A 15,518-nucleotide genomic window follows, 5' to 3' on the forward strand; every position below is an offset into this window, starting at 1 on the left:
AATTACTCTAGTTCCATGTATTACTTGACCTGAATTTCTGATACTAAAAACTACAGAGAGTAGGGTGTAGTGATTATAAGGAAAATTAATTCGTCACTCAAACCTTATAACTTACTCCTGATAAATTCGGTAAATAAAGGCACGTAGTAGCGCTTTAGAGCCTTTATTCGGAGCTAAAGCCACAACTACAAACCCCTCATAATAACTTAGGTGGTGACTTATGTCGTGAACCACTAGAGATTTGGGAGTGACTGGGGAAGCCACTGAAGTGATGGTGAAACTTTTACTATATTAAGCTTTTGAGATGGATATTGGTCGCAATAATTATTTCCAACTAGCATCACCTGCGTTATTCTAGGGACATGTGTTCAAAACTCAATCAACAGGAGTATAAAGGATGAGTTGGCGTGGTTCCACAACTGTTTCTGACCGGATTTTTGCTTGTTTACCCTATACCCTACCCCTGGTAGATGTATTAGTATTCGGTACTTTCCTCATCCAGCAATTTCCGGCATTAAGTGTGATTTTTGTCCCCTTAGCTCCCATTATCGCGATTTACGGCAGTATTCCCTTTGGTAGTTTGGTGGTCTTTTTTGCTTTGTTCTTCCTTGTGGTACGTAACGAACGTATACCCCACTTTATCCGCTTTAACACCATGCAAGCGATTTTGCTGGATATTGTGATTATTCTGTTTGGATACTTACTGCGTATCTTGTCAAACATCCCAGGAATCGAATTTGCGATTCAAACCCTATCCACAACCATTTTCCTCGGAATCGTTGTTGCTGTTGTTTACTCAGTCGTCCAATCCCTCATCGGAAAATACGCAGAAATTCCCGCCATCTCCGATGCTGTCTATATGCAAGTGCGATAATGATTGAAAAAGTAGAAAGATAGTAAAAAGATAAAAGTAAACAGTCAAAATATAATTCCCATAAATTGATTAATTTGGTGTTACCGAATACAAATATGAATTGAAAATTAGACGTTATATCGTAGAGACGTAGCGATGCTACGTCTACGATGACGATGATTGTGGTTTTGATCAAAAAACGTGAGTTAGATTAGTTATAAAGCCTGAAACTCGTGTCCAGTATCGTTCTTAGGAAATAGAAGTTTTTAAAAACCTCCTAGTATGTTGAGAATAAAGTCATTAAACCTGGAATCAGTCAGTTATTGACTTTTAATGGATGAGGTTACTTTAAACCTGAACTTTCAAAATCATTAATTCACAGAGATTGTAGTTTTTACAATCCGTCGAATTCACGTTAAAAAAGGTGCCAAAAATTATAATTCGTGTTCAAATTCAGCAACGCCTAATTTTGCCTGCCGACTTCAAGGGTTAAAAATATTTCCTCCACTCCCGATTCCCTGCTCCCCACTCCCTTCACTTTGCAAACGAGGGGAACGAGCAACAACAATATTTTCCAAACGACCAATGCCTTCAATTTCCACCCGCACCTTATCACCCAGTTGTAAAGCTCCCACACCCATTGGTGTCCCGGTTAACACCACATCCCCCGGACACAGGGTCATAACTTGGCTGATATAGGCAACCAAAAATTCCGGAGAAAACACCATCTGGTTAATACAAGCCGATTGCACTGGTTTGGTATCATCATTTAAAAACGTCTGTAAACGCGCACCAGGATGCAATTCCCGCACCACCCACGGACCGAGAGGACAAAAGGTATCAAAACCCTTCGCACGCGTCCACTGTCCATCCTGACGCTGTAAATCCCTTGCGGTGACATCATTAGCAATGGTATAACCCCAGATTTTGGTTTGGGCTTCCTCCGGTGTACATTCTACTGCGCGATCGCCAATAATTAAAGCTAGCTCACCTTCGTAATCGACCCGTTGTGATTGGGGAGGATATTTGATTTCCTGCTCAGAAGCAATCACCGTCGTCGGTGGCTTCAAAAATAGTAACGGTTCTTTGGGTACTTCCCCCCCCATTTCAGCCGCATGGTCACTATAATTCTTCCCCACAGCCACAATTTTAGAAGGAGAACAGGGAGCAAGAATTCGATAGGATTCGGGTTTTAAAATCAAATCCGTCGGTTCCCCATGCAACCAGGGTGGTGCATCTAACACTTGGACATCCAGCGATAGCTGTAACAATCCATAGAAAATTTGTCCTTCTGAGTTTTGAATCCGCACATAACGCTGTGCCATAGCTTCTCGACCACCAAAAAACCTTTAACAGATTAGTTTAATATGAGTTTGACCCAGAGTAACTAGTACAAAGTTGGGAAGAAGTAATATTGGGATACAGGATAGCTTTAAAATTAATCTCTTTCAGAGAAAATCCTTCCCTACTCCCTGATTTACAAGCAAGAGAAACAAAAAACTGATATGATAGTAACTCCTTGTTGCGTGGAAGTTGAATCAATAGCGAGCAACTCAACGCAGCCAATATAGTCCGAAAGGAGAAAAAAATGCAAACAGTCTATGAAACCATGTATATCCTGCGTCCAGACTTAAACGACGAACAGGTCGATCAGGTTGCAGGTAAATTTGAAGGCTTGATGCGCGAACAAGGTGCAGAGAATCTGGAAATTCAAAACCGTGGAAAGCGACGTTTAGCTTATGAGATTGGTAAGCACCGTGATGGTATTTATATCCAAATGAACTACACCAATGGTGCAAAAGCGATCGCAGTTATGGAACGGGCTATGCGCTTAAGCGAAGATGTAATCCGCTTCCTCACCATTAAACAACAAGTGAAACTGGAAAAAACTGAAGAAACAGTCGCAGCAACTCCAGTATCAGCTTAGTTTACCAGAAAAAAGTCTAAATTACTGAAAATGTAATTAGAGCTTTTCCCGCAATTGGCGGAACGAATGCTACATTAACAAGCAGGTACTTGCTTTCAGCAAGTACTTGTCAAAACCAGTATGACCGTAGTTATACATGTAAAGTAGCAACAAATCAATGGGAGCATTAAGCCACTGTGAGCCAAACTGACAACTCCACAATCCAAGCTCTCTCAACGGAGGTGTCGAAGTTGCGTCAAGAATTGCAACTTCGCGATCAGCTTGTTCAACAACTCTCCCAAGAGTTGTTCCGGTTGGTGAAAGGAAATACCAACTTTATGCCCCAACCGGAGTTTTCCGAACGTCACCAAAGCCAAATACAGGCTTTGCGTGACCAACTTCAAGCCGTTGAGCAACAGGTGACATTCTACCAGGAACAGATTACAACTCGTGATGCAGAAATTTATCAACTGCGTCAAACTGTCCAGGAACTTAGCGATCGCAGTCGGATGCTTGAACAAGTTGTCCAAGAGCTACCACAAATTTATCGCCAAAAATTTGAAGAGCGGATGGCTCCAGTTCGAGAAAAGATGATCGCCCTCCAACGCGAAAATCGTCAACTCCAAGCCGAACTGCAAAGCGTTAGTTACCGTCTAGCCTTGAAAACCAGAACTGCTAACCATAGCGGTATTGACCTACCTAATTTTCCTCGTTTGGGTTCTCCTCCCAACAATATGCCAGCAGTTCCGAATGCGTAAATTATATTTTGAACCCACCGTCAACTAAGCCTACGGCTTTAGTTGGGGATTCTTTCGCGCGTAATAACGTTGCCAAACAAGTTGGCGTTCTCAACGTGCTGTGGGAACTTTTACTTACGTACACTGTAGCAAAAAAGACTGCTGAAGTGCCTCTAGGAAATTTCTCTCGTTTTGCCGTACTAAAATCATAATAGCATAATCTTGCTACGCCATATACTGCGACACGCTAACCCTACCAAAACAAGTTACAGGTAGGGACTGCGCTCAATATTTTTGTTCAAAAAGGGTATTTACCGAATCCTATACCCCAAGAAGTGCGATCGCAAGTTGAATCTCTCTCCCTGGAACAGTTGGAAAATCTGGGGGAAGCATTGCTTGATTTTAGCAGCATGGCTGATTTCGATGCTTGGTTAGCGACACTCAAAGCTTAAAATCAAGAAGGTGCAATCTTCCCATACAATCCTGAAATGCGTCGAGACTCAATCTTTTATCAACTATTCCAGCAATCCCCCAGTTTACTGTTTGAACTACTGACAAATCCCCCAGACAACGCAGACAAATATCGCTTTGATTCCGTAGCAGTTAAAGAACCAAAATTTGAAATTGATGGCGTATTTTTACCTCCGGAAACTGAAAATCCCGGAGTTGTTTATTTCTGTGAGGTACAGTTTCAAAAGGATGAAAGACTCTATGAAAGAGTATTTGCCGAATCCTGGTTATATTTCTACCGCAATCGGGAGAGATTTAGTAATCTGCACATAGTCATCATCTATCCATCCCGCAGTTTGGAGCAAAGTGATATTCTTCCCTACCAAAGTCAACTCAACAGTCCCCAAGTCACTCGCATTTATCTAGACGAGTTAGGTGATATTCGCTCTTTACCCCTGTGGGTAGCATTGATGGTGTTAACCACCATCGAGGATGAACAAGCAACAGAAGAAGCAAGGTATTTACTGACCAGGACCCAGCAGGAAGCACCAGCACCCGAAAATCGCGCCATAATAGAATTACTGACAACCATCATGGTGTACAAGTTTGAAAATAAAAGTCAACGGGAGGTAGAACAGATGTTGGGAATTACCCTCAAGGAAACACGGGTATATCGGGAGATTAAGGAAGAAGGACGTTCACAAGGGGAAAAATCCCTGGTTTTGCGTCAATTAACCAAAAAGCTGGGAGAATTACCCCAAGAAGTGCGATCGCAAGTTGAATCTCTCTCCCTGGAACAATTGGAAAATCTGGGGGAAGCGTTGCTTGATTTTAGCAGCATGGCTGATTTCGATGCTTGGTTAGCTGCACTCAAAGCTTAAAATCAAGAAGGTGCAATCTTCCCATACAATCCTGAAATGCGTCGAGACTCAATCTTTTATCAACTATTCCAGCAATCCCCCAGTTTACTGTTTGAACTATTGACAAATCCCCCAGACAACGCAGACAAATATCGCTTTGATTCCGTAGCAGTTAAAGAACCAAAATTTGAAATTGATGGCGTATTTTTACCTCCGGAAACTGAAAATCCCGGAGTTGTTTATTTCTGTGAGGTACAGTTTCAAAAGGATGAAAGACTCTATGAAAGAGTATTTGCCGAATCCTGGTTATATTTCTACCGCAATCGAGAGAGATTTAGTAATCTGCACATAGTCATCATCTATCCATCCCGCAGTTTGGAGCAAAGTGATATTCTTCCCTACCAAAGTCAACTCAACAGTCCCCAAGTCACTCGCATTTATCTAGACGAGTTAGGTGATATTCGCTCTTTACCCCTGTGGGTAGCATTGATGGTGTTAACCACCATTGCAGAAGATGAACAAGCAACAGAAGAAGCAAGGTATTTACTGACCAGGACTCAACAGGAAGCACCTGCACCCGAAAATCGCGCCATAATAGAGTTACTGACAACCATCATGGTGTACAAGTTTGAAAATAAAAGTCAACGGGAGGTAGAACAGATGTTGGGAATTACCCTCAAGGAAACACGGGTATATCGGGAGATTAAGCAAGAAGGGATACAGGAAGGAGAACAACGGGAAAAATCCCTGATTTTGCGTCTATTAACCAAAAAGCTGGGAGAATTACCCCAAGAAGTGCGATCGCAAGTTGAATCTCTCTCCCTGGAACAATTGGAAAATCTGGGGGAAGCATTGCTTGATTTTAGCAGCATGGCTGATTTCGATGCTTGGTTAGCGACACTCAAAGCTTAAAATCAAGAAGGTGCAATCTTCCCATATAACTTATAAGAGTTTTAGTATTTCTCAGCAAGTCCTGTTTGGAAAGTACTTTTTGCGACTAAAATCCCCTCTAATTCTTGTGCCCTCTAATTCTTGTGATATATAGAGACGCGATATATCCCGTCTTTACTATTTTTCAGCAAGACCTATGTAAAGTTGTACAAAGCTTAGTAAATACCCTGACGATTTATGCTGAAAACAAAAGACGCTCCCTCAGAACGTCTTTATCTTTTAGATAGATTTATGAGAAAAACATCATTCTAGCGCCAAATGTCAGGAAATATTCAACGCTTTCACAAACAATGACAACTACTCAAATATCTATTCCAATTCTATTTTATTTATAAGCTCTGAAGGAAGCCGATAACACCATGACCAGTAAATACTTCTAAGGCAATCAAAGAAATAAATCCAATCATTGCTAAACGACCATTCAATAGTTCCGCGTAGGGTGTGAATCCTGTGCGTCCACCTTGCTCATCTACGTATACTTGTGGTTCAAGAGCAAAGTTGTTGAGTTTACCAGTTTCGTCTACAATCGCACCTTTGTAAGTCATCTGAAAATGTTCCTAGAATAATTGCTGTGTTTTGTATGTTAACAATTGTAAACCATAAATTAACTTTTGTAAACGAGATTAAGGAATTATTTAGAATTGGATGGGGCAAAAGGGGGGTATGATGTAGTCCTGAAAGGAATCACAACTGTTGCTGAGTTTTGGTTTTGGTTGCTCATGGAAAGATTTCGCGTCGAGGTTCTTGCTCAAACAGCAAATCCGCAGCAGGTGATTTACGCTGCGATGCATCAGGATTACACAGATGGGTTTGTGTATGATGAGCGCGATCGCTTTCCTAGTGAGGAAAAATGTGGTGAGATTATAGTAAATCGCTTACTAGCTGGAAATAGAGGGCATTTTGGATGCTTAGAACACCCGCAAATAGTCTTTAACTGTGGTTACTTTCCCCATAGTGTCATGCAACAAGCTCGTACCCATCGTGTCGGTGTATCATTCGATGTCCAGTCCTACCGTTATACGGGGATGCAGGTAATCGATGTAGCTGATGGAAAGAAAGATGTGGAGGATGTTTTTTACCTGCGGCCCGTAGGTGATTACACAGATAGACAAGGTAAAAAATATCATTATTCTGCCCAACAAAGACAAGCAGACCTGGAATGGTGTGTAGAAGCTGCAAAAAGGTATAAAGCTGACTTTAAAGCGGGGATGTCGGAAGAACATGCACGGGGAAAAGTTCCCTTTGACTATCGTCAGCATTTTGTTGTTAGTTTTAATTTGCGATCGCTGCTTCACTTCCTCGATTTACGTTACAAGAAAGATGCACAGCTAGAAATTCAGAAACTGTGCGAGTTGATGTTTCCCCATTTAGAAGCATGGACACCCGCGATCGCCCAATGGTACAAAGAAAATCGTCTGGGTAAGGCTAGGTTATCTCCTTGAGAGGAGACAGGAGACCGAATATAAAACACTCCCGACGTTGGTAGTACAAATAAACGGTTTGGTTATCTCTTCCTCCTACTGATTAATTTCTAGCAATCCGTCGGGGGGGGTGATTTCCATTCTTTTCGCGGAAATATCAACTACAGGGACAATTGCTTCCACAAAGGGAATTAATATATTCGGTTGCTGGTGATTATGATTCTCTGTATCATCTGCCCATCTTTCTACTTCCAGTAAATCATTCCCCGCAGGAATCACATTCACAACCACACCCACCAATTGATTATTTTCCTGGATGTAGACCTGACAACCAACTAAATCCGCAATATGGTATTCTCCTTCCTCCAGTTGCGGACGGTCATCTTCTCGCACCAAAATTCGACATCCCCGCAACTCTTCCGCAGCATTACGATTTGTCACACCAGCTAACTTGATTAAATATAAATTCTTTCCTTCTAAATAACTACCAGCAATTAGTTTTACGGATGTCGGTTCGGTTGCGTCAATTGGTAATAACCACCGCGTACCCGCAACTTCAAATCTTTCGGGAAAATCCGTACTCGGATATACCCGCATTTCCCCTGATAGTCCATGAGCAGCTACAATCGTCCCTATTTCTAACCAACCATCGGGTATGGGAGTCATTGCTGGTGTCTTGGTTGTTGAGGGTTGAGGAGGATTAATCTGATTGCTGTCGAGGTTATCTTGTTTCTGTAAGTTTGGACGTTTTTTGGGCATATTTTCAACTTAGTCTTCCATGTCGTTTGGACATAACCAAAACAGGAAAATGGTTCATTCCTACTCCCTACTCCCTATTTTTTTCGTGAGTACAAGGAGACAAGAAACAGAATACAGGATATATATGATTTTCTCCCGTTGCGTGGAGACCTAGCAATCCTACGTCTCTAATTTCCATTAGTCTAATCATTTATTCATCGGTGTATTTATAAATAATTTTTATAGTTTTACTTGTAAATTCGATAAAGCATAAGTAAAACTTATTTTAAATGGACAACAAAATTTCATTACTAATCGGCTTAAATTTCCGGTTGCATAATGGTGTTTTTCTCGTAGTATCAGAATTGAAGCAAAATTTCTGCAAGTAACTTCCGAAATTTAGTTATTTGCGCAAATTAGCTGAAAGAGAACTTAATCTGCTGTTTGTAAAGAGAGGATTTCAGAAAATGGCAACCTATTCAGTAACCCTGAAAACACCAGATGGTGAACAAGTTATCCAATGCGAAGATGATACTTATATTCTAGATGCAGCAGAAGAAGCTGGTCTGGATCTTCCCTATTCCTGTCGTGCTGGTGCTTGCTCTACCTGTGCAGGTAAACTTGTTTCCGGGACAGTAGACCAGTCTGACCAATCTTTCTTAGATGATGACCAAATGGAAGGTGGATACGTCCTCACCTGTGTTGCATATCCTACTTCTGATTGTGTAATTGAAACCCACAAGGAAGAAGAACTCTACTAAACCCAACAAACGTTAAATATCCATCACATAAGTTAGTAACATCATTATAGTTGTGCTAGTAGTATTTCATGCTAGTACAACTGACCTTTGATGAGCTACTAATTATGATTGGGTATTTTGTCAAAATTGCCTAATTTAGAGTGAAACATAAATATTAATCTCGCACAAAATATTTTTTGACGAAAGATTAACGATTTGTGCAAATATACTAAGAGCAGCGCAAGTATGTAATTATTATTGCTTGTTGCTGCTTATTTTGCATTTTCTTTTCTTGACTTGTTGACAACTTCGATGTGTCATTGGGTTCTATGCACGAAACGTCTCCGATTCACATTTTCAGTATGAGCAGCAAACTATATGATTTCGACATCAGAAGATTTATCGGCAATGGCAACGTGGGATAGTGTACGTGCGCCAAAAAGTCTAGCCTATCGCATTAAGCTATTAGCCCAATTAGCAACACGTCGGTTAACGGAACGACTGGATGCTTTTGGTTTGACACCCTTTCACTGGTTAGTTTTGTGTTGTTTGTGGGAGGAGGATGGATTACCCACATCTAGCATTGGGGAGCGTTTACAACAGGTGGGTGGAACCTTGACGGGTGTGATCGATCGGATGGAGGAACGAGGATTGGTACAACGTGAACGCGATACCCGCGATCGCCGTGTTTGGCGAATTTGGCTCACTGACGCAGGAAAGGACTTAGAAAGCGTATTACCTCCTGTCGCTGCTCAAGTCCGGGATGACATGATGCAGGGAATTCCTCCAGAACAGCGCGAGCTTTTTTCCCAAATTCTGGATCAGGCGATCGCTAACCTATCCCTATCCTAGTTCCTACCCCTTGATGGTCTTTGCCATCAAATTTTGAACTCGGCTTTTCTCAGCACCAAAACTAATTCAATAGAGAATCCCCCCAGAGGACGAAATTTACGACATCCGGAGGGCTTCAAATGTTGCAGCAAAAAGTGAATTAGTAATAAGTTAACAGGGTCTAGGTTAAACTGCAAATAACTATAGATTAAGATTTGGTTAAGCCAGCACAGAGCTACAGCATTGCTATGCTGCTCATAGGGCTGAAACTATCCGGTTACTAGCTGTTTAGCTGATGGAGTAGCCTAAAAATAAATTTTGGAAGTATATATAGTTTTTTATACCCTCCAGGGAGAATATATCTTACAAAAGAAAATATTGGGGAGAGGGTAAAGACCCCACAGGGGTAGCAGGGTTTGCCAGAGACCAGCAGGTAATCAATCGAAAATCCAAAATCGAAAATCCTTTGAGTTTTGTTAAGATGAATCTCGATGCGTGTCGGTTGATTGGACGACTCGCGTTGTTTACAAGTTGGGAGAAATTGTAATGCTGCGACTCGAACACATCAGTAAAATCTATCCGACAGGCGAAGTTCTCAAGGATGTGAATTGGGAAGTTAAAATTGGCGATCGCATCGGGTTGGTGGGAGTGAATGGTGCGGGGAAATCGACGCAATTAAAGATTATAACTGGAGAGATTGAGCCGACATCGGGGGAGGTGATACGTCCTGCGAGTTTAAATATTGCCTATTTGAACCAGGAGTTTGAGGTGGAACTGACCCGGACAGTTTACGAAGAGTTTTGGACTGTGTTTAAGGATGCGAATGCTGTACAAACGGCTTTAGCACAGGTACAGCGAGATATGGAAACCGCATCTCCGGAGGAACTGGATAAGTTAATTCATAAGTTAGATAAATTACAACGTCAGTTTGAGGCGTTAGATGGGTATGGTTTAGAAGCTCGCATAGGTAAGATTTTACCAGAAATGGGGTTTAGTTTAGAAGACGGCGATCGCTTGGTTAGTTCCTTTAGTGGTGGCTGGCAAATGCGCATGGGTTTGGGTAAAATTTTGTTGCAGGAACCAGATTTATTGCTATTGGACGAGCCGACTAACCATTTAGATTTGGAGACGATTGAATGGTTAGAAGGGTATTTAAAGAAATTAACAACACCGATGGTAATTGTGTCCCATGACCGGGAATTTCTCGACCGTTTATGTACCCAAATAGTGGAGACAGAAAGGGGTGTATCGACAACTTATTTAGGAAATTATTCCGCTTATTTACAACAAAAAGCAGAAAATCAAGCAGCCCAATTAAGTGCTTACGAACGGCAGCAAAAAGAAATAGAAAAACAGCAAGCCTTTGTTGAGCGATTCCGAGCGAGCGCCACCCGTAGTACCCAAGCTAAAAGCCGAGAAAAGCAATTAGATAAAATTGAGAGGATTGAAGCACCGACCGGTAGTGTGAGAACATTACATTTTCGCTTTCCATCGGCTCCCCGCAGTGGTCGAGAAGTTGTCATCATTAAAGATTTAACCCATATTTATGACGATAAAATTTTATTTTTAGGCGCAAATTTATTAGTAGAACGGGGTGATAGGATTGCGTTTCTTGGTCCCAATGGAGCCGGAAAATCCACCCTATTGCGATTAATCACCGGAGGTGAAACCCCCAGCGAAGGGAAAGTAGAATTAGGGCAACATAATGTCATTCCCGGTTATTTTGAGCAGAATCAAGCCGAAGCCTTAGACTTAGAAAAAACCGTGATGGAAACCATCCATGATGAAGTTCCCGACTGGAAAAATGAAGAAGTTCGTACCCTATTAGGCAGATTTTTATTTAGTGGTGATACCGTTTTCAAACAGGTTTCCGCTCTCAGTGGAGGAGAAAAAGCTCGATTAGCATTAGCCAAAATGTTGCTACGTCCAGCCAACCTCCTAATCCTAGATGAACCGACCAACCACCTCGATATACCCGCGAAAGAAATGTTGGAGGAAGCATTAATAAATTACGACGGAACCGCCCTAATTGTCTCCCACGACCGTTATTTTATCTCCCAAGTTGCCAACAAAATCGTCGAAATTCGCGACGGAGAATTCCGTGTTTACCTAGGAGATTACCACTACTACCTCAGTAAAATTGCAGAAGAAAAAGAAGCCGCAAGACTAGCCGCGATCGCAGCCGAAAAAGCCGCTAAAAAGGCTGCCAAAGCTGCAAAAAGTGGCAAGAAAAAGTAATGCCAATATGAAACCAGAATACCACAGATAAATTTTTAAATTTTGTAGAGACGTAGCAATGCTACGTCTCAGATTCTGGATGCGTTGCAAACATTCGTTGAATCGGTATATACCTAAATCTAAAAAACCCGATTTATCACCACCCAATTTCCCCTAAATCCCCAACCTGGGACGAATCCCATCACAACGATATTTCCGGTAATCCCGTAAAATGCGATCATGGTCAAAACAAAGATTCTGCGGTAAACTCTCCAAAGTAAATATTCCCAACCCTTTCGCATCATCCCCCGCTTGAGGTTCCCCACTTGCCGTCGCTAAAAACACAATACTAATCGTATGTTTACGTAAATCACGTCGTGGATCAGAATAGACTAAAAATTGCTCAACCAAATCCACTGTTAACCCCGTTTCTTCCTTTGCTTCCCGACATGCAGCCGTTTCCACCGACTCACCATAGTCCACAAACCCCCCAGGAATAGCCCAACCCAAAGGTTCAAAATGACGTTCAATTAACACAATCGGACGGTGGGGACGATCAATTAATTCGACGATAATATCAACGGTTGGAGCTGGATTTTGGTAAGACATGGGGAGAAAAGAAATAGAATACAGGAGATAGAATCCAGAATACAGGAGAAGGGGACAGCAGACAGAACACAGTAATAGTCAACATGTCCTGCTGACTCCAAAACCGATAAAAGTGGTTTTCCCCTACTCCCTACTCCCTATTCCCCACTCTCTAATTATGCTAAATTCAATGGGTGGGTATTTCTTTGTATGGGGTTTATATGCCGTTTCCACGTTCCAGTGGTGTTTTGTTGCATCCGACTAGCTTACCAAGTCGTTTTGGTATCGGTGATTTGGGTAGTGGTGCCAAGCAATTTATTGATTTTTTACACAGCAGTTTGCAACAATATTGGCAGGTGTTACCACTAGGACCAACGGGTTTTGGTAATTCTCCTTACATGTGTTACTCCGCAATGGCAGGAAATCCTTTGCTGATTAGCCCTGAGAAATTGGTGACGGACGGTTTACTCAGCAAAGATAATGTACATGATATACCTGATTTTTCACCCTATAGAGTTGATTACGACCGAGTAATTGAATTTAAAGCAAATCTATTCAAAACTGCTTGTAAAAATTTCATTAGCGGTGCGACAGCGGAACAAAAAGCCGATTTTGAGGAGTTTTGTCATTCTAAAGCCTATTGGTTAGATGATTTTGCTTTATTTATGGCTTTGAAGGATGCTCATGGTGGTGATAGTTGGTATGCGTGGTCTCCAGAGTTAATGCAGCGCGAACCAACAGCTTTATCCCGTGCGAAATCAGAGTTAGCAGAGACTATTTTTTATCATAAATTTATTCAGTACCAGTTCTTCCATCAGTGGTTAGAAATCAAAACCTACGCGAATAAAAAGGGAATCGATATTATTGGTGATATTCCCATTTATGTAGCCCATGATAGTGCAGATGTTTGGGCGAATCCGGATTATTTTTATTTAGATGAAGAAACCGGGGAACCAACACAAATGGCTGGTGTTCCACCGGATTATTTTAGCGAAACTGGTCAACTTTGGGGAAATCCAATTTACCATTGGGAACGGTTACAAAAACAAGGATTTAAATGGTGGATACAGCGTTTTGAAGCCATGTTAGATTATGTGGATATTATCCGAATTGACCATTTTCGCGGTTTTGAAGCTTTTTGGTCTGTCCCCCAGGGAGAAGAAACGGCAATTAACGGTAAATGGGTGAAAGCACCTGGGGAAGAATTATTTAAAGCGATTCGTCAGAAATTAGGTAAATTACCCGTATTAGCCGAAGATTTAGGAGTAATTACACCCGATGTGGAAGCGTTGCGGGATGAATTTGAATTTCCCGGGATGAAGGTTTTACAATTTGCCTTCGGTTCTGACCCTGGAAATCCGTTTTTACCTTTTAATTTTCCCCGTAATTGCGTTGTTTATACGGGAACCCACGATAATGACACGACCTTGAGTTGGTTTAATAATTTAAATGATTGGGAAAGACGTAATTTATTGTTATATTTAGGAGGAAGTATTAGTCAGGATGGCATACATTGGGATTTGATTCGGTTAGCCCTTAGTTCCGTGGCCAATCAAGCGATTATTCCTCTACAGGATGTGTTAGGATATGGTGGCGATACACGAATGAATTTCCCTGGTACTGATACTGGTAATTGGGAATGGCGTTACCATGAAGATGCTATTCATCAATCTTTAAGTGAGAAATTGCGAGATTTGACGGTTCTGTTTGGACGTGCGCCATTATCAAAGGGATAGACAGTGGTTGGAGTAAACTACTTTGGATTAGAGGGAGTAGGGAGTTGTGAGTTGGGAGTAGGTAGGTCGGTGTTAAAAATTGTTGTGAGAGGATGTTTTAAAAGTCGATCTTAATGCTTAACAAGCTCGTTTTTTGGGAGTAGGAATAGATGCGATATATTGCGTCTGTACAGTTGAGCACGACAAATACACCCTTTGAGCCTATTAGACTTGTTCTAAAACCTACAAGCTTCTATTGACAAGGCTCTCAGCCTTGCCATCAGAAATGCAATTAGAACGTAGGAATTTTTTTTCTGGCAATATTTAATTTTTTGTAGTTCTTTATGGTGTGCGATCGCACAACTTACCAATGACTGATACTGGTCTTTGTTAATTCCTAATTATCTCAAACCTCAAATCCAATTTATTCTCTCTGTTTTTCCCGATTTATGGTTTAAAAATTCGCTCAAATTGATGGTCAGCAGTAATTTCAATTACTAAATCAGCATCCTTGGATTTAAGCAGGGGTTTGATAAATAATTCCGGGTGTAATGCACACCAAAAGTAATTGACGAACTCCTCGATTTGATTATCTGTCATTCCGGTTTTGCCTTGAGCTATCATTTCCCGTTCAGCTTGTTTACGCCATTCTAGGGAAAAACGGTAATTACGGGGGTATAATACCAGTAATTTATCTAACTGTTGCCATAGGGGTAAATAATTATTTAATGTCTGATTCATGTCGATAGCAAATATTGTATCGCTATGGCTGCAAATGGGAGGTGGAGGGTTTTTAAAAACTGACACCGCAATCGGTCTGACCCCGACAAACCAACCTTCAAAGAGGAGAATATCGATATTACTAACAACTTCAGCGATCGCGCGATCGCCCATTCCCCCATGTAAGGATTTGTCAAATCTGGGTAGGGAAAGTTGGGGATGACCAGCACGAAATTGACTAATGGTTTCTAACCCCAATTGAATATCATGGGTTCCCGGTGGTCCACGCCAAATTAATCTGGGATCTTTTTCCCGGAGTTGACAACGTTCTTCATAGGTTAAATATAAATCATCTATTGACAAACTGGCACTTCTATAGCCTAAATGAGGTAGTGTCAAGTTTAAAATTTTGGTCAAAGTAGTTTTTCCCGTTCCCTGTCCCCCCAGGATTCCCTGCACCAGAGGATATCCTAAGTTGTGCCGAGTTTGAGCTATATCCATTGCTAAGGGAAGCCAAAACCTCCACAGGGTTGGTAATATGGCTTGAATGGGTGCCTTTATCTGGGTACGGACAAAATTTGCAATCTCTGGATAAACCTGTTTTAAAAGGCGAATTCGCGCTGCAACATGTTCGCCTCCATTCACCGGGTTAATTCCCCAGGCAAAACAATCCTCGGTTTCCGCAAGGGTTGTTTTCACCGCAGATGCAATTAATTCTGGTTTAATTGTGTCTATCGTGTCGGATTCTAGGATTTGCTCCAACCACAGGTAGTTATCATCCATGAATTTGG

The 15,518-nt window shown here is 41.5% G+C and carries 15 protein-coding genes and 1 pseudogene; 11 read left to right on the plus strand and 5 right to left on the minus strand.

Features of this window, described 5'->3' with window-relative positions:
- The first annotated feature begins 397 nt into the window (after positions 1-397).
- Positions 398-874 carry a Tic20 family protein gene (locus CDC37_RS07150; protein ID WP_096621139.1) on the plus strand — a complete coding sequence of 159 codons (477 nt, stop codon included), beginning with the start codon at positions 398-400 and terminating at the stop codon, positions 872-874.
- A 461-nt stretch (positions 875-1,335) separates the two neighbouring features.
- Here the strand turns inward: CDC37_RS07150 and CDC37_RS07155 are convergent, their stop codons facing one another.
- The gene (locus CDC37_RS07155) at positions 1,336-2,178 is read right to left on the minus strand and encodes a fumarylacetoacetate hydrolase family protein (protein ID WP_096621140.1); all 843 of its coding nucleotides are present in this window, start codon (positions 2,176-2,178) and stop codon (positions 1,336-1,338) included.
- A gap of 263 nt (positions 2,179-2,441) precedes the next feature.
- Between CDC37_RS07155 and rpsF the strand changes: the two genes are divergently transcribed.
- The 5 genes and pseudogenes from rpsF to CDC37_RS07180 all read left to right on the plus strand — a co-directional run bounded on the left by rpsF (position 2,442) and on the right by CDC37_RS07180 (position 5,718).
- Positions 2,442-2,780 (plus strand): 30S ribosomal protein S6, encoded by a 339-nt coding sequence (gene rpsF / locus CDC37_RS07160; RefSeq protein ID WP_096621141.1) that lies wholly within the window; start codon positions 2,442-2,444, stop codon positions 2,778-2,780.
- 176 nt (positions 2,781-2,956) lie between these two features.
- Positions 2,957-3,517, plus strand: coding sequence for an Npun_F5560 family protein (locus tag CDC37_RS07165; protein WP_096621142.1), 561 nt, complete (start codon positions 2,957-2,959; stop codon positions 3,515-3,517).
- A gap of 302 nt (positions 3,518-3,819) precedes the next feature.
- A pseudogene (locus CDC37_RS07170) lies at positions 3,820-3,948 on the plus strand (DUF4351 domain-containing protein); the annotation flags it as partial.
- A 36-nt stretch (positions 3,949-3,984) separates the two neighbouring features.
- On the plus strand, positions 3,985-4,827 hold the full coding sequence (locus tag CDC37_RS07175) for an Rpn family recombination-promoting nuclease/putative transposase (RefSeq protein WP_096621143.1): 843 nt from the start codon (positions 3,985-3,987) through the stop codon (positions 4,825-4,827).
- Between the two features lie 36 nt (positions 4,828-4,863).
- Positions 4,864-5,718, plus strand: coding sequence for an Rpn family recombination-promoting nuclease/putative transposase (locus CDC37_RS07180; RefSeq protein ID WP_096621144.1), 855 nt, complete (start codon positions 4,864-4,866; stop codon positions 5,716-5,718).
- A 368-nt stretch (positions 5,719-6,086) separates the two neighbouring features.
- Here CDC37_RS07180 and CDC37_RS07185 read toward each other — a convergent pair whose 3' ends face one another.
- Entirely contained in the window at positions 6,087-6,302 is a 216-nt protein-coding gene (locus tag CDC37_RS07185; RefSeq protein ID WP_096621145.1) for a chlorophyll a/b-binding protein, read from the minus strand.
- Positions 6,303-6,476: 174 nt separating this feature from the next.
- Between CDC37_RS07185 and thyX the strand changes: the two genes are divergently transcribed.
- Entirely contained in the window at positions 6,477-7,199 is a 723-nt protein-coding gene (gene thyX, locus CDC37_RS07190; RefSeq protein WP_096625992.1) for an FAD-dependent thymidylate synthase, read from the plus strand.
- Between the two features lie 75 nt (positions 7,200-7,274).
- On the opposite strand, the gene rimM is transcribed toward thyX, so the two are convergent.
- Positions 7,275-7,937, minus strand: a complete 663-nt coding sequence (rimM, locus tag CDC37_RS07195) for a ribosome maturation factor RimM (protein ID WP_096621146.1) — start codon at positions 7,935-7,937, stop codon at positions 7,275-7,277.
- 446 nt (positions 7,938-8,383) lie between these two features.
- Here rimM and CDC37_RS07200 point away from each other — a divergent pair, with 446 nt between their 5' ends.
- The 3 genes from CDC37_RS07200 to CDC37_RS07210 all read left to right on the plus strand — a co-directional run bounded on the left by CDC37_RS07200 (position 8,384) and on the right by CDC37_RS07210 (position 11,725).
- Entirely contained in the window at positions 8,384-8,677 is a 294-nt protein-coding gene (locus CDC37_RS07200; RefSeq protein ID WP_096621147.1) for a 2Fe-2S iron-sulfur cluster-binding protein, read from the plus strand.
- A gap of 357 nt (positions 8,678-9,034) precedes the next feature.
- Complete coding sequence (locus tag CDC37_RS07205; RefSeq protein ID WP_096621148.1) at positions 9,035-9,508, plus strand: MarR family winged helix-turn-helix transcriptional regulator; 474 nt, start codon at positions 9,035-9,037, stop codon at positions 9,506-9,508.
- A gap of 525 nt (positions 9,509-10,033) precedes the next feature.
- Positions 10,034-11,725: an ABC-F family ATP-binding cassette domain-containing protein gene (locus CDC37_RS07210; protein ID WP_096621149.1), complete on the plus strand. Its 1,692-nt coding sequence runs from the start codon at positions 10,034-10,036 to the stop codon at positions 11,723-11,725.
- 153 nt (positions 11,726-11,878) lie between these two features.
- Here the strand turns inward: CDC37_RS07210 and CDC37_RS07215 are convergent, their stop codons facing one another.
- Complete coding sequence (locus tag CDC37_RS07215) at positions 11,879-12,313, minus strand: NUDIX domain-containing protein (protein ID WP_096621150.1); 435 nt, start codon at positions 12,311-12,313, stop codon at positions 11,879-11,881.
- Between the two features lie 200 nt (positions 12,314-12,513).
- Here CDC37_RS07215 and malQ point away from each other — a divergent pair, with 200 nt between their 5' ends.
- The gene (gene malQ / locus CDC37_RS07220) at positions 12,514-14,028 is read left to right on the plus strand and encodes a 4-alpha-glucanotransferase (protein ID WP_096625994.1); all 1,515 of its coding nucleotides are present in this window, start codon (positions 12,514-12,516) and stop codon (positions 14,026-14,028) included.
- 426 nt (positions 14,029-14,454) lie between these two features.
- On the opposite strand, the gene CDC37_RS07225 is transcribed toward malQ, so the two are convergent.
- Entirely contained in the window at positions 14,455-15,510 is a 1,056-nt protein-coding gene (locus CDC37_RS07225; protein WP_096621151.1) for a glycerate kinase, read from the minus strand.
- Positions 15,511-15,518 lie beyond the last annotated feature (8 nt).

It is taken from the genome of Calothrix sp. NIES-3974 (assembly GCF_002368395.1).
Classification (GTDB): Bacteria; Cyanobacteriota; Cyanobacteriia; order Cyanobacteriales; family Nostocaceae; genus NIES-3974.